Genomic DNA, 16,765 nt, shown 5'->3' on the forward strand with positions numbered 1-16,765 from the left:
ACTGAGAGATCTTCCGGAGCTGGTGGACAAGAATTGCCCCGGTTGAGAATTTGGGGCGGCAGCTCGTGACACATGAGGGGGTGGCGTCCGCCCGGACTCCACCCCCTCACTCATGTATTCAAAACGTCGTCGCTCAGCGCGTCGAGGGAAGGGCTTCCGCTGACTACTACCAGCGGAAGCCTGCCGTCCTCCAGCAGATCGCGTGGCAATGAGATACCGAAATGCTTCTCGATCACACCTAGCGACATGGCGATCCGCAGACTGTGCCGCGCGCCGCTCACCTGAAGGTAATCGCCCGTCGGAAGAATGATGCCCGCCGCTTCCAGCTCCTCCTGGAGAAGATCCGGCTGGGATCCCCAGCGCCTCCGTTCCTCGCCAAGACCGAACGAGCACAGCAACTCGCTGTCGGCGGCGTAGGAGAAGAAGGAAGGCGGGTGGAATGCCTGGGGATCAAGATTCACCGCCTCGACACCGTTGCGCGAAATCCTCTTGAGGACGTCGTGCCTGGCCCCGGGGGCTTCCCCGTATTCGGCGGCGAACACCCACCCCTGCGCTTCCCCCACCCGTGCGACGCCTACATCTGCATCGGTAAGAAGCCCGACGGCTTCCCAGGCGGTCGCCAGGGGCTTCACACCTGCCGGTGAAGCGCCGAGCCGCACAGCCAACTCGTCCGGCGTGATCCCGCGGGCGAAGGTGACGCTGTAGTGCCACTCGGACTCCGCCAGCCAGCGCACACCGCGATTCGTCATGTCCTCATCTTGCCGCATGGCCTCGTCACCCTGGTGGGTCGTTACCGTTTCCGGCCGGAGACCGCTGTTCCAGACCTGCCGAGATCGTTGAGACTCCAAGATCGCCAGATCCTCGTGATCGCAAAGGGACCGGCGCGCCTGGCGGCGGCTGATTTTCGGGGCAACTTCAGAAGGCGGCCCGAGACGGCCAGCCATCACTCAGAGCGACTGCCGTACGGAAGCGGAAGCTGAGCCAGAACCGAATCTCCGCGAACAGAACCAGGCGCGCCCCCATACCCACCGGGTCCCCCGTTGCTGAGCCACTCATGCAGGGCCCCTCACCCGGGGCGACCGCTGGGAATGGCGAGTTCACGGCCACGGTAAAAGCCTTCCCGCTCCTCCACGACGTACGGGGCCATGGCGGCACGCCGCTGCGTCTCCGGCTCGGAGGCTCGCCAGGAGTCGCAGGCCTCGCTGGAGTCCCAGAAGGACACCCCGGTGATCTCCTGTCCGTCCTCGGACCAGTACGCGAAGGCGCGGTGCATACCCTCTGGATGGGTGGCCGGCCGCCACGCCTTCTCGAAGTCATCGAGGGTGCCCGGCCGAATGCGGCGCGTCGACACCCAGACGAAGTGTTCATCCATCCCATCCTCCTGCGCTACGTCAGCCCGGCTTGTCGGCGCCCATGCGACCACCGTAGGTCCGCAGCACCGATTGCGCCTGAGCGGCGATCGCGGTGCTACGGAGAATCCCCCTTGTGGTGTCGGCAGGGGCTGAATCGCGACCCGGTGTGCCCTGTACTGCGCCGTGCGCGGCAGACGTCCCCGGCACGGAAGGCGGAACATGATGGACATAAATCAGTGTTCCAGGAGGAGGAGTATGAAATGGCCGAATCCGGTCCCGGCGGTACCGGCGGTGTAGCGGGCGGCAAGTCGCGGTTCGATGACATCTACGACCGTCCGGACCCTCGCGCATACTTCCAACGGCTGGCCCCGCTTGAGTACGAGATCCCGCACCATGCCCAGCCGGTCTTCCGGCAGGTGGCAACCGACCGGGCCGAGCTCGACGACGGCCACCCCGGCAGGCTGGCGATGCTGGACGTGTGCTGCTCGTACGGGACCAATGCCGCGCTGCTCAACCACGACGTCACCCTGGCGGAGATGTACGAGCGGTACACCTCCCCTGCTTGCCGGACGATGTCGACGGCAGAGCTCGCCGCATGGGACAAGGAGTTCTATGCCGAGCGACGCCGACCGGACGCAGTACCTGTCTTCGGCCTGGACGTCGCGGCACCCGCCGTGCAGTACGCACTCGAGGTGGGACTGCTGGACGCCGCCTTCACCGACGACCTGGAACAGAGCCCACCCAGCCCCGGTCTGAGGCGCGCGCTCGCCGAGGTCGGCCTCATCACGCTGACAGGCGGCGGCAGCTATATCACCGCTCGCACATTCAGGGCACTGCTGGACAGTGCCAGAAGGCCGGTGTGGGTCAGCGCGTTCGTTCTGCGGACCGTGTCGTACCACCCGATCGTCCGGGCACTGGCCGTGCACGGTCTGAGCACCACCGTCGATGTCTCCCACACCTATCCGCAGCGTCTCTTCACCGACGAGCGGGAACAGCGGTATGCGATCGAGGCGGTACGGGCGCTGGGAGGCGACCCCGCAGGGCGCGAGGAGGACGGCCGCTTCCACAGCCTGCACTACGAGTCCCGGCCCGATACGCGGTGGCAGTCAGGCGACCGAGTAGAGGCTCACTGCGCGCAGCCGACGTCCAGTACTTCGATCACCTCTCCGTGGACCGTGTAAACGAGCCAGCACCACTCACCGAACGCTGCCGCCAGGTCCGGCGCCCTGATCTCCGCGTCCTCGGTGACCGCGTCGATGAGCGCCATGATCTCCTCGTGCATCTCGTCCGGCACCTCGAAGAGCACGCTGGCGGCGGGTTGGACCAGTTCGACTCGCATGACGTCCCCGCAGACGGACAAGCAGGACACCAGGTGAAGCGGCGTCCACCGCTCGGCTCGATGACCGAATAAAATCCCTCACGACCACCATAAATCCACTGCTCCCGCGCGAGGCGGCGCCCGCGGGTACGGCCTGGGTGCCGACGGAACGAGCGGTCGGCCGCGGTGCGGCATCGGCGTCAGCGGATGGCGGCGCGCGCGTGCCCGCCCCGGCGCCTGCCGTGCTCGGTCGAGGCCCGGGCGAGGACGCTCTCTGCCTGTGCCACGGCGTCTGCGGCGTTGCGTTGTCCCATGAGGACGCAGAGTGTGTAGGCGGCGCCGTCGAGCCAGCGGTAACTGAGCGAGCTCAGCGGATCCCGCAGCAGACCGTTGCGCGCGAAGCGCAGCGGCAGCGGTCCTGACGTGGGGCATCAGCAGGCGGTCGCACCTCGGTGCGGGGTCGCACTGACCTCCTCCGCCTTGACATCGGTGGGCACAGGGTCTGGCGACGCGACCCCGTTCACACCGTCCTCATCACCGGCAACGCCCAGGCGCCCCATGAACGCGGGCTCGCTGCGCGCCAGGACGCGCGCTGGAGCTGCACCCGCAACTCCGTGTACTGCACACCCGTGCCATATCGCCGTGCTGCCACGGCAGAACCAACGAATTGCGCCTGGGAGCGAAGTGCGCCGGACAGGTGGAGCCGCGAACTCGCCGCAACAGACATGCAGGACCAGAACTCTGGTCAGACACTGGGGGCAGAGCAGTGGCTGACGGCGTACGAACCCAGGGCGCGATGGCTATGAACCACGGCACCGCAGACTCCTCCGGTGCGACGGATGCCGTCTCCACGCGTTCCGTGTTCGGCGCGCCGTGCTGGGTGAGTCTGAGCAGCCGCGACCTCGACGCCACGCAGGACTTCTACGGGGCCGTACTGGGCTGGCAGTGGCGCACCGCCAGACTCGGCGACCGTTTCCGGACCGCACTGGCGGACGGGGTACCCGTCGCAGGGATCGCGGAGATGGCTACCACGTGGCAGATGGCCGTGGCCTGGACGCCGTACTTCGCCGTGGCGAACGCGGACGAGGCGGTCGCCCACTTCCGGGAGCGCGGCGGGACCGTGGCAGTGGGACCGATCTCTTTCCCTCCCGGGAGGGCGGCGCTGCTCGCGGACCGCGACGGGGCCCGCTTCGGGGTGTGGCAGGGAAAACTCGTCACCGAGTGGGAGGCGTGGCGGCAGGCAGCGCCAACGTTCATCACCCTGCACACCCGTGACGCCTTCGACGCGGCCATCTTCTACGGCGAGGCCCTCGACTGGGCCTCGGACCTGCCCGGCTGCTGCGAGGTCGAGTACGCGGGAGGCGAAGTACTGCTGCGCAGCCGGGGCGACGTCGTGGCCCGCATCGAGTCAGGCTCGCTGGAGACGCCACCCGACCCTTCGGTCCGGCCGCACTGGCAGGTCCACTTCACCGTTGCCGACGTGGGACCGTGCGTCCGAGCCGCGGAGAAGTACGGCGGCAGTGTCTTGGCAGAGGGCCGGCGGGAGGCCACGCTGCGCGACCCCGACGGCGCCCAGTTCACCGTGACCTCGCGTCGGCAGTACTGACAAGGCGGAGCCACCGGATCAAGGGCCTCCCAGTGACCCAGGACGAGGTCGTGATCGGCATGACCAGCGAAGCGGACATGGCCCGTAACATCACCGCCGACCAGCTCGCCGAGTTCGTCCAGCGGGTATGACCGTCATCCGACCCGCACCGAGCTCCCCACCCGCCACCTGCACGGTCGCATCGCCCACCAGGGCGAGAAGGCACACCGATCCAGGCCAGTCGGCAGTGGCACGTCGAGCGCACGCACGACACCGGGCTATGGATTCTCGAGCGCAGCATCCGGGCCGACTCCGGCTCCCCGGCACGCAGTTCACTGTCTCGTCGGGACGTCGTCCGCCCGCTCGCCCTCCGCTTGAGATGGTTCGGTCCTGGGCACGTCCGGGTGCTGTTCCATGGCGCTGCGCTCGCCCGGCTCGTCGCGCTCCCCCTCGGCCTGCGACGGGGTATGCGCGTATAGCCAGCGGTCGTAGTCCGAGGCTCCGGATTGCATGATGGGCCTCCTTCGCTCGCTAACCCCATGGTCCACCCTCGGCCGTGACGCGGCGAGAGAATTTGTGAGCAACGGGGTAATCACGTGCCCACCGTCATCGCCGCTCGCCACGTGGGTGGCGACGAGGAGGCGTGCAGAGCGGGCGTGGACATGGATTCTGGTCACGTCGTTGGTCCGGGGACCGTCAGCTGTCTCTGCAACGTTGCATTGAGCTGCTTGACCAGCGCGTTCGGCGCACAGCTTCAGTGTGCCCCGGAGACACTGCTCGTCGGGTGATCCGGCCCGGCCGCGCCCAACCCTGCGGGGGCCAAGAAAGACAACGCCCGCGCGCCATACAGCAGCCTCCCGAACGAAGATGGGAAGGAGGAGCGGAGCGATGGCGCGGATGTTCGCCGACGGTGATGACTTGGTCGTGCACCTGGCATGGCGGGAAAAGACAGCCGCGCGCCGCGGCGACGTGTGCGTGCCGCTGACGGCGGTGTGCCGGGTGGCGGTCGAACCCGACTGGTGGCGCGCCCTGCGCGGAGTCCCGCAGCGCGGCGTCTGGATTCCAGGGGTCCGGTGCATCGGCACGCGCAGCCACCACGCCGGGCTGGACTTCGTGGCCATCCGGTCCGGCAGACCCGTCGTGTGCGTCGAGCTCCGGCCCTCCGCTCCTTTCCGCCTCCTTGCTGTGTCCCTTCCAACCAGTGCGGAGGCGAGGACCACGGCTCAATGGCTCGGCCGAACCGCACCGAAGATCGACACGTCCACGCCTTGGCGGCAGCCGCTTCCGGTACCCGAGGAGAACTCCGCCCCGGCGACGTCGGGCAACTCGCCAACACCCCCTCTCACATCTCCTCCGTGCGTGCACGATGCCTGCGTGTGACGAGTGGCCGGCCACTGGCGACCACGCCCATGCTGGTAACCCCGGCTATTGGAAGTCAGGGAATGCTCCCGCGTCCCGTGGCCGGAGTTGGGGCGGCCTGCGTGTGCGGTCGTGCTCAGTAGGTGGGCAGGAGCCGGGGGATGTTCCCGTGGTTTTGGAGGTCCCGCCGTGTGGTCGGGGGTGTGGCCGAATGCGGCTTTGGCACACCAGGCGTGCTGGTGTGCCAAAGCCGCATTCGGCGGTAGGGGGCGATGTCACTGTGCGGGTGCTGGGGCGGTCTTTCTGAGGGCGGCAGGGAGGGTGAGCAGGAGGACGGCGGTTACGGCAATCAGGGGTACGAGGAGGCCGGCGTGGTAACCGCGGAGTGCGCCTGCGGGTGACCCCGGGGTGGTGGCGGCCTGGCTGACGGCGGTGGTGACGGCGACCAGGAGGGCTGTGCCGAATTGGGCGGACGTCTGGAACAGTCCGCTGGCCACACCCTGTTGGTCGGGTGCGATGCCGGTCGTGGCGGTGATGCTGAGGGTGCTGAAGCACAGGGCGAAGGCGATGCCGATGAGGGCGAAGGTGGGGAACAGGGCGGTCCAGTAGCCCGAGTGCATGCCGATGGGCAGGATGAGAAGGTAGGCGGCCACGGTCAGCAGCAGGCCGAGGACGAGGACCCGCTGGACTCCGTGGCGGCCGATCATTTTCTCGATGCGAGGGGCGACGAAGAGTCCGAGGACGCCGCAGGGCCAGAACGCGGCCGCGGTGGCCAGGGCGGACCAGCCGCGGGTTTCCTGCATGTACAGGGTGGCCATGAACTGCGCGCTCGCCCACCCGCCGACGAAGGCCATCGCGCCGAGGTTGGCGCGCACCCGCGGCCAGGAGGCCAGCAGGCTCAGCGGCAGGTGCGGGGAGTGGTGCCGTCGTTCGATCAGGACGAAGGCGGTGAGCAGGAGGGCGACGCCGGCCAGTGATCCGATGGTGCGGGCGGAAGCCCAGCCGGCCGCGGGGGCCTCGGTGAGGGTGTAGACGAGCAGCAGCATGGCGATGGTGACGGTGGCGGCACCGGGTATGTCCATTTTCTGGCGTCGTCCTTCACCGCGCCGGTCCGCTGGGATCAGGCGCGGCGCGGCGAGCAGGATGAGTCCGGCGACGATGGCCGGCATGATGAACACCCAGCGCCATCCGGCTTCGCTGAGCAGGCCGCCGGAGATCAGCCCGAAGGTGAAGCCCGCCGATCCGGTGGAGGAGTAGATCGCCAGCGCCCGGTTGCGGACCGGCCCCTCGGGAAAGCTGGTGAGGATGATGGCCAGGCCGGCGGGGGCGGTGAAGCCCGCGGCGATGCCCTTCAGGAAGCGGCTCGCGATGAGGATCTCGCCGCTGCCGGCGATGCCGCCCAGTCCCGACATCAGGAAGAACGCGACGAGCGCGACGAGGAAGACCCTGCGGCGCCCCAGCAGGTCCGCCGCGCGTCCGCCGAGCAGCAGGAATCCGCCGAAGCCCAGAACGTAGCCCGAGACCACCCACTGCAACTGGCTGAGCGACATGTCGAGCGCGTGCTGAATGGTGGGCAGCGCCACGGCCACCATCGAGGTGTCCAGCGCGTCGAGGAAGAACGCGGCGCACAAGACGGCCAGGAGACCCGCCGCACGGCCGCCCAGCTTCGCGGCCTGGGGACTTGCGCCCGTGTCCGCTGCTTGATCTGTCATAGTCATGAAGCGAATATAGCATCGCTACGTTCACACACAATGGCGCGCTACAACAAAATATATCGACGCTATACAGATGGGTGCCCCATCGTGACGATGGTTGGCGAGCTGCTCTGATCGTCACAGGTCACATGCCTGAATGAGATCGTCGGAGGGGTTGGTGAGAGGTGGCGGACTCGTCGCGGGGAGGGACGGAAGACGGTGGTGTGAGCGACGTTGATGTGAGCATCATTACTAGTCTGACGCCGCTATAGCGAGTAATGTAGCTGTATGCCAACCACGCCTGTACGCGACCGACTGCTCCTCGCCGGTGCCAAGCTCCTGGAGGACTCCGGCGGCGAGGACGTCTCCACTCGTGCCATCTGCGAGCTGGCGGGCGTTCAGGCGCCGACGCTCTACCACCACTTCGGCAACAAGCAGGGCCTGCTCGACGCGGTGGTCAGTCATGGCTTCCGCGACTTCCTGGCGGCGCAGCGCGAGCACGGAGCCGACGGCGGCAACCCGGTCCAGGAGATCCGTGAGGGCTGGGACAGGCATGTCCAGTTCGGCCTGGAGCATCCGATGTTCTACGCGTACATCTACGCCCGCGTGGGACGCGGCACCCGCTGTGGCGTGGTGTCGGACGTCGAGGCGATGCTGCTGGAGGCGCTTGAACCCGCGGCGAAGCAGGGGCTCTTGGCGATCGCTCCGTCAGATGCTGCGGCGGAGATCATGGCGGCCAGCAGCGGCGTGATCATGTCCCTCATCACGGACCCCGACGACGAACCCGACCTGCGTATGTCCGCCCATGTACGGGACGCGGTCCTCGACGCGGTCACCACCAGCGAGCGTGCCGAGGACCGGCAGGAGGGCGCCGCCTCGACGGTGGCGTCCGCCGCCGTCACGCTCGCCTCGGTGCTCGACGACGCTCCCGATGTCCTCAGCGCGACGGAGACCGCGCTGCTGCGGGACTGGCTGGGCCGCCTCTCTGCACGGTGATACCCGGCCGGGCGCAGCGCCCCCGCCGAAGGGCTGCCGGCGGCGGGGTGGCGGTCCGGCAGGCGGCCGGGCAGGGTTTGTCGAGCCGGGCTGCGGTGTCAGGGTGGTGGGTCACGCACCCCTCGGGTCGCGTCAGGTGTCCGGCGTTGTGTCTTCCGTGAGCAGACGCAGGCCCTGTTCGGAAGGCGAGCCTGGTTCGGCGGTGTAGAGGGTGAGGACCAGCCCTGGGTCGGCGGTGGGGGTGAAGGTCTCGCGGTAGAGCGTCAGGTCTCCGGCCAGCGGATGTTTGTAGAGCGTGGCACCGGTGTGCGGCACCACGTCGTGGTCGGCCCACCAGCGGCGGAAGTCGGCGTCCTGGTCGGCCAGGTCGCTCACCAAGTGGGCGAGTTTGGGGTCGTGCAGGTGGCGGCCGGCGTGGAGGTGAAGGGCGGCGATGGTCTCGCGGGCCACCGTTTCCCAGTCGGTGTGCAGGGTGCGGGCTGCTGGATCGAGGAAGAGATACCGGGCCATGTTCCGCTCGCGCTGCGGCCGGGCGTCGAAGTCGGTGTAGAGCGCGCGGGCCGCGCGGTTGCCGGCCAGGACGTCGCCGCGGTGGCCGAGAACCATTGCGGGGGTGTCACGGAGGGAATCCAGCAACCGGTACAGGCCCTCACGCACGCGCTGCGGCGGACAGGCGGGAGGGCCGGGCGCATGCGGCTGCTTGGCCAGGACCATCAGATGATCGCGTTCCGTGGGATGCAGGCGCAGGGCCTTGGCTACGGCGTCGAGGACGGCCGCGGAGACGTGGGGGATGCGGCCCCGCTCCAGACGTACGTAGTAGTCCACGCTAACGCCGGCCAGCTCGGCGACTTCCTCGCGGCGAAGGCCGGGAACACGGCGAGGCCCCGGCTGCCGGATGAGACCAGCTGTCTCGGGGGTGACGCGGGCTCGGCGCGCACGGAGGAAATCACGGAGTTCACAGTTGCCCCCGGTGCCGGAGCGTGCGCGCGTCATGCTCTCCAGCGTAGGACCGGACGCGCCCTCACGATGCCCCCAAGGGGGGCCTGGCACGCCCCCTGTCCGGCAGATCCCGGGTCGATACGGACCCCTCTGCGGCCTCTTCGGCCGCTGCCGCAGTGGTTGGCTTGAGCCATAGCCCCTACGCAGAGCGCCGAGACTGATGCAGTTCGTGCGCTGCGACGACCAGGCATCCCCACCACAGCTCTCGAAGGGACATCCATGCCCACAGCCATCAGCGTCGGCAACGTCAGGGTCACTGCTCTGACGGCCGGGTCGAGCCATCTGCCGCCCATGTTCTACCCGGGCTGGGACGCCTCCGCCCACCCCGAGTTGATCCAGGACGACGGGACCTATCACATCCCCACGGGGTGCTTCCTCATCCAGGGCGACAGCTTCACGATCCTCCTGGACGCGGGCAGCGGTCCGGACAACCTGGATTTCCCGCCGGAGATGGCCCGGCTCGCCCAGCTGAGCGCCCCTCCGAAGTACCTGTCGGTGGGCGGTCTCCTGCCTGCGGCATTGGCCGCGGCAGGCGTCACGCCGGCCGAGATCACCACGGTGTTCCTCACCCATCTCCACTACGACCACATCGGCTGGGTGGCACCCGGCGGCACGCTGTTCTTCCCCGCTGCCGAGGTCGTCTACGGGGCCGCGGACTGGGACGCCCTGATAGCCCCCGCGCCCGCTGACGACCAGGGCCGTGTGGGCATGGAGGCCGCGAAGGCAGCGGGCAGCCTCCGCCCCGTCGATGCTCCCACCGTGCAGATCGCGCCGGGCATCACCGCCCACCACGCGCCGGGGCACACCCCGGGCCACTACATCCTCAAGATCGCCTCCGAAGGCCAGGAAGCGTACCTGCTGGGAGACGCCGTCCAGCATCCGCTGCAGCTGACCGACCCGGGCATCACCTTCCTGTCCGACGCGGACGCCCAGCGCGCGTCCCAGACCCGTCAGAAGATCTTCACCGAGCTTGAGGGACGGGACGTGGCCATCGGCATGGACCACTTCCCCGGTCTGGAATTCCAGCACATCACCGCAGGCACTCCACGCAGCTGGACCACCTGCACCGGCCCGTCACGCACGCGGACAATCCCGCGGCGGCCTGGCAGCCCAGGCTCACCGGGGTGTTGAGCGGGGGCAGAACCGATGCCCGGCCGCCGTCACGGACGGGCTTCATGGGGGGATTCCGGAATTCGGGGCACTGCTACCCGCAGGGGCCGCGCACGCGCACTACCCGGGACGCGCCGCTGAGCCGTACTCCTCCCGCAAGATGACCGGCCGTGGCCACTGCCAGGGGCCACGGCCGGTCCGGCGGTTCGCCGTCCGCGGCGAACTGACGGTCCTGGTGCGGCTGTCGACAAGTGACTGTGACCGGCATGGCGCCGGCCGTCTCAGGCGGACCGTCGCGCGAGTTCCTCCAGCACGGCCACCGCCTCAGCGACACGCTCGTACGGCACGAACAGGTGGTCGTGGTGGAAACCGGCCACCACATTGCAGCTCAGACCGACATCGGCGAGTTCCCGGGCGACGGCGGCGGTCAGACCGACCGCCTCCAGCGCCGAGTGGACGCGCAGCGTGATCCAGCCCGCGACGTACTCGTACGCCAGCCCGGCCGCGTCAGCCTCCTCCTGCCGCACGACCAGGGTGAGGCCCTCCTGCTCGGCGACCGTGACGACGGGGGTGGCACCGGGTGGGATGCCACCGCCGACGGCGGTGAACACATACCGGCCCGGGTTCAGTTGCGGGCGCATACCGGTCAGCAGCTTTCGCAGGTCACTCTCACCAGCCACGATCAACACCCTCCACACACGTTCTTGACCCGACTTCGCCGCCCTGACTCGGGCGGCACCCCCTGGATATGTGTCTCATGGTTCGATCACCAGGTGCTCGATGAGGTCGCCGCGCAGGGTGAACTGGTAGCGCAGGTCGACTTCTCCGCCGGGGAAGTTGCCTTCGAGGTGATGCGTGGCGATGTAGTGGGTCGCGTCGGTCTTCTGGGCGCCGGTGAGTTCGGTGGTGTAGGTGTACTCGCTGGCGGAGCGGTTCAGCCACTTCTCGATTGCCGAGGTTCCCTCGTGGGTGTTGCCTTCGTCGGTCACGGTGGCATCGCCGCTGAACGCGGTGAGAGCGGTGGCGGTGTCGTGGGCGCGATGTGCCTTCAGGTAGCGGGTGACCACGGCGGGCAGTGCGGCCGGGTCGATGCTCTCGTGCTGGTTTGCGGGCACGGCTGTCCTGTCTGAGGGGAGGGAGGGTCAGAGGGTGGGAGTGGTGCCGCCGTCGATGACATGCTCGGCGCCGACGATGGACGAAGCGCGGTCGGACACGAGGAAGGCGACCAGTTCGGCGACTTCCTCGGGCCGGTTGGGGCGCCCCAGGGGGATGCCGCCCAGCGATGCCATGAGCCGCTCCAGGGCCGCCTCGTGGCTGACGCCGGCATTGTCGGCGATCCGGGCGACCAGGTGGTCGGCGGCGGTGGTCTGCACAAAGCCCGGCGAGACCGTGTTGACGCGTACGCCGTGCGGGGCGACCTCGTTGGCCAGCCCCTTGCTGTAGGTCGCCAGCGCGGCCTTGGCCGCGGCATAGGCGAGCGTGCCGTCCCACAAGGGCATGCGCCGCTGGATCGAGGTGACGTGCACGATGACCCCTTTGCCAGCCTGGATCATGCCGGGCAGCAGACCGCGGTCCACGCGAACCGCGGCCAGCAGATTGGTGTTCAGTTCGGTCACCCAGTCGTCCTCGCTCAGCGCCGCGAATCCCCCCGCCGGCGCGGCGGAGCCACCGAGGTTGCTGACCACGATGTCGATGCCCCCCAGGCGGTCGAGCACCTCGGCGACCACCGTGGAGGCCCCTTCGGGGGTACGGAGGTCGGCGGCGATGAACGTCTCGGGGGCGACGTCGTCCGGCCGGTTGCGGGAAGTCACCAGCACGGTGGCGTCGGCCTGGGCCAGGCGCCGGGCGATGGCCGCGCCCACCCCCTTGGTGCCGCCGGTGACCAGCGCGCGCCGGCCCTTGAGGGAGTCGCTGACAGGCGTCGTCATGTTGGGTTGCCTTCCTGGGAGCGCGGCCGTGCGGGTCGCAACCTCCCGCATTACTGCTAAAATAGAAGCAAGTAACTTCGACTTTAGCACCAACTAGTGGGGGTCGCCATGGCAGGCCGGATCAGACTGGAGGACCGGGAGTGCCCGCTGTCCACGACCGTGCAGCACGTCGGCGAGTGGTGGACGCTGCTACTTCTCCATGACGCCTTCGACGGCTACACGCGCTTCGATGAGTTCCAGGAGAACCTGGGTATCTCCTCCAGCATGCTCACCGCACGGCTGAAGACGCTCGTCGCGGACGGACTGCTGGAGCGCCGGCCCTACCAGACCAACCCCGTACGCCACGAATACGTGCTGACCGAACTCGGCCGCTCCCTGCGACCGGTCATCGTCGCCCTGGCCGCGTGGGGCAACAACCGCCTCGCGCCACCGCAGCGCAGCATGATCCTCATCGACGCAGCAAGCGGCGAAGAAGTCGAACCCGTGGTCGTCGACGCCAAGACCGGCCGCCGCCTCGATGACAGCCAGACCTACGTCTTCACCGCAGGGCCCGCAGCCAGCGCCGCAATGCGCTCCCGATACCCCCACACCGGCCTGACCCGCAGCCAGCCGGCTGAAGGTGTGGAGGTAGGTGAAGGATAGTGCCTCCCGCCTCGTCGTCGAACCGGTCACGGAACCCAGATCTGTCAGTGTCGGACACAAAGGCGCTGGTCAGCAGGTGCGACGGTAGCCGGCGAGCAGCGCGGCTCGCATGCGAACGATCTGATCGAGGCCCCGGTCCATACAGGGGATGAGGAGGTCGCGATAACCGGCCCCCTCCAGCGGTGAGGTGACCGCAGTGGCCCGCCATGTGCCCGTGAAGCTCCAGCCTGTCCGGGCGAGCCGATCAAGGTGATCTGCCTCAAAGACCATGATCTCGTGAATGGACGTGTGGTGCACCAGCGCCGATCCGTTGTGGGTGCGGATGACGATCGTGGTGGACCCTGGCCGCGCTGCCAGCGCTCCGGCACAGCACCGGCAATGGGCCTCCCTCCCCCGCGCCGGGAGCCGGAACCTCCACGCGGATACACGCCCACGCACGTTCGCCCAAGGCGCCGCGCTGTCGCCCGCGGGGAGCCAGGGGCGCACTTCACTCATCCACGCGCCCCGGGGAACGCCTCTCCGTACGATTGAAGGCGGCACCCTATACCCCTACGTTTATCCAAGGAAGTCACGACCTCCGCCACAGGAGGCGACCGACGAGTACCGACTGCCGATCAGAAAGAAGCGCCCAAACGGAACATTTCATTTTCGCGGGACATGCGCGGGACGACGGACCTAACGGCCCGCCAGACACTCCCCCGACCTGCGGAATCATGTGATCATCCGACGGCCTCCGGAGCCGTGTGCGCAGGTTCGAATCCTGCCGAGGGCACCCACTACGAGGTGCCCAAAGATCCCCTCACCAGCGGAAACGCTGAGGCCGGGGATTCGTGTCTGTGCAGGCGTATGCGGCCCGGAGCGGCTGCAAGTCGGGGGCTGAGACGAGGCGTGGACGGGATCTTGAAGCATTGCCACAGGTCGCTCCCCTCTTTATGCCGCTGGGCCTGGCTTGTCCTCGAGCGGGGCGAGTGGCACGGCCCCATCCGTGAAGTCCACCGCACCCGACTGCTTAGATCATCGGCATGACGGACTGGTCCCAGCTCCACCACGCCTATGGCACGGCAGAAGACATTCCCGGCCTGCTCGATGCAGTGAGCGCGGTTCCAAAGGATTCGGACTGGACGGAACTTTGGTCCCGGCTGTGCCATCAGGGCACCGTCTACTCAGCAAGTTACGCGGCCCTGCCTGCCCTGCGGGACATGGCACGCGAGTGGTCACCCTCGGACCGGCTGATGCCGCTCTGCCTGGCCGGCGCCATTGTGGCCAGCGTTGATCAGCCATACGGCGATCAAGATCCCCACGTCGCCTACGCCTCCGAGATGTCCGACCTGACGCGACTGACCGAGGAAGCTCTTCGGGATCCCACCCTCGCCGACGACCCTGACGCTTACGTCTACTTGCTCGCCGCGCTCCTCGGCTTCGAAGGAGTCGAGGTATGGGGCGAACAGCTCGACGGACTGAACGACGAGGAATTCGAAGTCCCCTGTCCCGCATGCAGTACGGAGAACTTCATAGCCTTCGGCGAGTACGGCTTCTTCTCGACCACAGACAGCATGTACATGAACGAGACCGCGGCAAGAAAGGTCCCGTTGCAGCCTGCGAACCCATCAGCCTTGGAGGGGCTGGCCCATAGACTTCACAGTCGCGCACTCGAAGACGCCCAGGCCGATGTCGCGCATAGGTTGACTTACGTGTTCGGCAAAGCACAGTGCGCCGAGTGCGATGCGATCTTCAGCGTCGCGGAAGCCATCACCACCCGTTGGGAGGCATGAACCACATCGCCGTCCCGGTCTCAGACCATGCCGAGGCTGAGACACATGAGCATGGCTGAGACCGCTGTCGCACTGTCTTCGGTCGCCGCCCGTCAGTGGGCCGGTGGACGAGTTGGGGGATCTTGTGCACGCCGACCGGGCCGAAGCAGCGGAGCAGAACCGGCGTGCCGAGCTTGAGCGGGAACAGGAGCGCAATGAGCAAGCGCTGCAAGCCAAGCGCGATCCCTATGCCCGTCTGAACACCACGGCTCGCGCTTGTCGGGCCGCCGCCCGCGACGCTGTCCCGTCAGCCGAACGCGGCGAAAGCGTAGACCCTGCTCTCCTCGATGCCGCAAAAGGAGGCCTGGGCCGACCAGTACTCCCAGGCTCGGATGGCGCTCGCGAAGGATGTCCTGCAGGTAGCCCCGGCACTCAACAGGTCACTCGGAAATGGGTACTCAGTCGTCAAGCAGTTGCCGAGCAGCCCCAACCCGGTCGGGGCATACCAGCGGGCGAAGCCATGGTTCAACGGCCCTCTGTCCGATGGCGTTTATCTTCTACGGCTAGCTCTGAGACACGATCTCCGTGTCGTAATCGCCACGGAGCGCATGACGGGCCGGGCCCCTCGGCCTTGTCCGCCCATCCGTCTCGTTCAGCCTCGCTCACGACCTCGTTCTTCTTGCTCCTCGGCCATCCCGATCGCGGAGGGGAACGACTCCAGGAACTCGCGTCGCGCAGGTTCCTGCTCCGCTTCGGCCAAGTCCGCGAGCACCTGCACGAATCGTCGGCGTTGATCCGGAGGCAGTTGCAGAAGCACCCAGCCGACGCTCTCCATCATCTTCACCGCGGAGTCGGGATCCACTTCCTCGTCTCCGCAACTCTCCAGCCACCACACGACATCAACGAGCAGACCAGTGAGTGCCGGCACAAGCGGATCCGTGTAAGCCATGTGGGCAACTTAGCTTTTCTCCACCGCACTTCCTCATCGTCGACCGGAACCAGCGGGAGATCCGGAGTCGAAGTGGTCAGGCAGCGGGCCGGGAGCTCCGGAAGCTGAGGGGGCCTCAGCCCTTCGGCATGGAGTTGATGACGCGCTCCAGCTCTTCGGGTGTCAGCGGTCGGCCCCACAAGGCGAGGGTCCACTGCCAGGTGCTGTCCTTCCAGTGGTGCACGAACGCTTCCGGGTCCGCGACCCAGCCGGGTTCGAAGAACGGGGTGTCCGGACGCTGCCGGATGAGCACCGCCATGGTCGGCGTGTCAGCCGGTGCGTTGTCGTTGTACAAGTCCATCGCGAGCAGGCCGGTGGCAGGGTCGCCGTCGAACGCTTTGGGCTCGAAGTGGTCCAGGCCGCCGGGCCAGAACGCCGGGAGGGGCAAGGTCCGTTCACCATGGGACGCGACGATCTGGTCGCGCCGGATCTGATGGGCTTTCTCGGCCGCTTCCAGGACGTCGTTCCACTCGAAACGGCTGTCCGGCAGCCGTGCGGGGAAGTCCAGTTCGGACAGTTCCTCGCGGTAGCCGGCCTCTTCCACCTCGGCCGACAGAAGGATGCCGGCCGTAGGGTCGACGACCACGTGCAGCGGGTACGGCAGGGACGGGGTCCGCAACGTGACCGCCCAGGCGTCGCGACCGTGATGGCGTACGTTCGTCGGCTCCGCCAGGGCGGTGGCTTCCGCCAGCGCCGGGCTGTCGGCGCAACTGATCAGGCGTTCCGGTGACGGGGCGAGATCCCAGGGGAACTGCGGGCCGAAGTCGAGGCCACTCGGCGAGTCGTCGGCATGGGGCCCGTCGGCAGGATCGTACGCCTCGATGGTGATGTCCCCGTTGCCGTGATCGAGGAACCAGTCGCCGGGGGGCCGGTAGGCGAAGCGCGCGGACAGGCGGACGGGGCTGGCGGGCGGCCAGCCCTGTCCGTTGTCGCGGCGGGGCTGGACGGAGACATGCCGTCCCTCCACAGCGGGTTTGGGCGTGCGGTGGAGGAGTTCCCGCAGCTCGGTCCAGCCCGCCATGGTCTCCTCCACCGTCATCCGC

At 68.0% G+C, this 16,765-nt stretch carries 19 protein-coding genes and 1 tRNA gene; 7 read left to right on the top strand and 13 right to left on the bottom strand.

Annotated features, from left to right (window positions below):
• Positions 1-110: 110 nt before the first annotated feature.
• Together EDD90_RS18825 and EDD90_RS18830 are read right to left on the bottom strand one after the other, a co-directional pair.
• Positions 111-767 (bottom strand): DUF6461 domain-containing protein, encoded by a 657-nt coding sequence (locus tag EDD90_RS18825; RefSeq protein ID WP_260327929.1) that lies wholly within the window; start codon positions 765-767, stop codon positions 111-113.
• 299 nt (positions 768-1,066) lie between these two features.
• Positions 1,067-1,372: a hypothetical protein gene (locus tag EDD90_RS18830; RefSeq protein WP_123974136.1), complete on the bottom strand. Its 306-nt coding sequence runs from the start codon at positions 1,370-1,372 to the stop codon at positions 1,067-1,069.
• Between the two features lie 240 nt (positions 1,373-1,612).
• Here EDD90_RS18830 and EDD90_RS18835 point away from each other — a divergent pair, with 240 nt between their 5' ends.
• The gene (locus EDD90_RS18835) at positions 1,613-2,533 is read left to right on the top strand and encodes a hypothetical protein (protein ID WP_260327930.1); all 921 of its coding nucleotides are present in this window, start codon (positions 1,613-1,615) and stop codon (positions 2,531-2,533) included.
• On the opposite strand, the gene EDD90_RS18840 is transcribed toward EDD90_RS18835, so the two are convergent.
• Both EDD90_RS18840 and EDD90_RS18845 read right to left on the bottom strand, forming a co-directional pair.
• On the bottom strand, positions 2,479-2,691 hold the full coding sequence (locus EDD90_RS18840) for a hypothetical protein (protein WP_123974137.1): 213 nt from the start codon (positions 2,689-2,691) through the stop codon (positions 2,479-2,481). The two genes, EDD90_RS18835 and EDD90_RS18840, sit on opposite strands and share 55 nt — an antisense overlap.
• Before the next feature lie 179 nt (positions 2,692-2,870).
• Positions 2,871-3,083, bottom strand: a complete 213-nt coding sequence (locus EDD90_RS18845; protein WP_123974138.1) for a DUF5133 domain-containing protein — start codon at positions 3,081-3,083, stop codon at positions 2,871-2,873.
• A 389-nt stretch (positions 3,084-3,472) separates the two neighbouring features.
• Here EDD90_RS18845 and EDD90_RS18850 point away from each other — a divergent pair, with 389 nt between their 5' ends.
• A complete protein-coding gene (locus EDD90_RS18850) occupies positions 3,473-4,276 on the top strand; it encodes a VOC family protein (protein WP_185149610.1) in 804 nt (267 codons plus the stop codon).
• A gap of 311 nt (positions 4,277-4,587) precedes the next feature.
• Here the strand turns inward: EDD90_RS18850 and EDD90_RS18855 are convergent, their stop codons facing one another.
• A complete protein-coding gene (locus tag EDD90_RS18855) occupies positions 4,588-4,767 on the bottom strand; it encodes a hypothetical protein (RefSeq protein WP_123974140.1) in 180 nt (59 codons plus the stop codon).
• A gap of 1,122 nt (positions 4,768-5,889) precedes the next feature.
• The gene (locus tag EDD90_RS18860) at positions 5,890-7,332 is read right to left on the bottom strand and encodes an MFS transporter (protein ID WP_123974141.1); all 1,443 of its coding nucleotides are present in this window, start codon (positions 7,330-7,332) and stop codon (positions 5,890-5,892) included.
• A 264-nt stretch (positions 7,333-7,596) separates the two neighbouring features.
• Between EDD90_RS18860 and EDD90_RS18865 the strand changes: the two genes are divergently transcribed.
• The gene (locus EDD90_RS18865) at positions 7,597-8,304 is read left to right on the top strand and encodes a TetR/AcrR family transcriptional regulator (RefSeq protein WP_123974142.1); all 708 of its coding nucleotides are present in this window, start codon (positions 7,597-7,599) and stop codon (positions 8,302-8,304) included.
• Between the two features lie 132 nt (positions 8,305-8,436).
• Here the strand turns inward: EDD90_RS18865 and EDD90_RS18870 are convergent, their stop codons facing one another.
• Positions 8,437-9,297, bottom strand: coding sequence for a helix-turn-helix transcriptional regulator (locus EDD90_RS18870; protein ID WP_123974143.1), 861 nt, complete (start codon positions 9,295-9,297; stop codon positions 8,437-8,439).
• Positions 9,298-9,522: 225 nt separating this feature from the next.
• Between EDD90_RS18870 and EDD90_RS18875 the strand changes: the two genes are divergently transcribed.
• The gene (locus tag EDD90_RS18875; protein ID WP_123974144.1) at positions 9,523-10,434 is read left to right on the top strand and encodes an MBL fold metallo-hydrolase; all 912 of its coding nucleotides are present in this window, start codon (positions 9,523-9,525) and stop codon (positions 10,432-10,434) included.
• Between the two features lie 260 nt (positions 10,435-10,694).
• On the opposite strand, the gene EDD90_RS18880 is transcribed toward EDD90_RS18875, so the two are convergent.
• The 3 genes from EDD90_RS18880 to EDD90_RS18890 form a co-directional block, all read right to left on the bottom strand.
• Positions 10,695-11,093, bottom strand: a complete 399-nt coding sequence (locus EDD90_RS18880) for an ACT domain-containing protein (protein WP_123974145.1) — start codon at positions 11,091-11,093, stop codon at positions 10,695-10,697.
• A gap of 75 nt (positions 11,094-11,168) precedes the next feature.
• Complete coding sequence (locus tag EDD90_RS18885) at positions 11,169-11,528, bottom strand: nuclear transport factor 2 family protein (RefSeq protein ID WP_123974146.1); 360 nt, start codon at positions 11,526-11,528, stop codon at positions 11,169-11,171.
• A gap of 27 nt (positions 11,529-11,555) precedes the next feature.
• The gene (locus EDD90_RS18890; RefSeq protein WP_123974147.1) at positions 11,556-12,341 is read right to left on the bottom strand and encodes an SDR family oxidoreductase; all 786 of its coding nucleotides are present in this window, start codon (positions 12,339-12,341) and stop codon (positions 11,556-11,558) included.
• A 108-nt stretch (positions 12,342-12,449) separates the two neighbouring features.
• Here EDD90_RS18890 and EDD90_RS18895 point away from each other — a divergent pair, with 108 nt between their 5' ends.
• The gene (locus EDD90_RS18895; RefSeq protein WP_185149145.1) at positions 12,450-12,983 is read left to right on the top strand and encodes a helix-turn-helix domain-containing protein; all 534 of its coding nucleotides are present in this window, start codon (positions 12,450-12,452) and stop codon (positions 12,981-12,983) included.
• A gap of 69 nt (positions 12,984-13,052) precedes the next feature.
• Here EDD90_RS18895 and EDD90_RS18900 read toward each other — a convergent pair whose 3' ends face one another.
• Positions 13,053-13,280: a hypothetical protein gene (locus tag EDD90_RS18900; RefSeq protein ID WP_123974148.1), complete on the bottom strand. Its 228-nt coding sequence runs from the start codon at positions 13,278-13,280 to the stop codon at positions 13,053-13,055.
• A gap of 402 nt (positions 13,281-13,682) precedes the next feature.
• Between EDD90_RS18900 and EDD90_RS55530 the strand changes: the two genes are divergently transcribed.
• Together EDD90_RS55530 and EDD90_RS18905 are read left to right on the top strand one after the other, a co-directional pair.
• A tRNA-Arg gene (locus EDD90_RS55530) sits at positions 13,683-13,759 on the top strand.
• Between the two features lie 246 nt (positions 13,760-14,005).
• The gene (locus tag EDD90_RS18905; protein WP_123974149.1) at positions 14,006-14,755 is read left to right on the top strand and encodes a hypothetical protein; all 750 of its coding nucleotides are present in this window, start codon (positions 14,006-14,008) and stop codon (positions 14,753-14,755) included.
• 631 nt (positions 14,756-15,386) lie between these two features.
• Here EDD90_RS18905 and EDD90_RS18910 read toward each other — a convergent pair.
• Together EDD90_RS18910 and EDD90_RS18915 are read right to left on the bottom strand one after the other, a co-directional pair.
• Positions 15,387-15,683, bottom strand: coding sequence for a hypothetical protein (locus EDD90_RS18910; protein ID WP_123974150.1), 297 nt, complete (start codon positions 15,681-15,683; stop codon positions 15,387-15,389).
• A 115-nt stretch (positions 15,684-15,798) separates the two neighbouring features.
• Positions 15,799-16,761 (bottom strand): hypothetical protein, encoded by a 963-nt coding sequence (locus tag EDD90_RS18915; RefSeq protein WP_123974151.1) that lies wholly within the window; start codon positions 16,759-16,761, stop codon positions 15,799-15,801.
• Positions 16,762-16,765 lie beyond the last annotated feature (4 nt).

The sequence above is a fragment of the Streptomyces sp. Ag109_O5-1 genome (assembly GCF_003814875.1).
Classification (GTDB): Bacteria; Actinomycetota; Actinomycetes; order Streptomycetales; family Streptomycetaceae; genus Streptomyces; species Streptomyces sasae.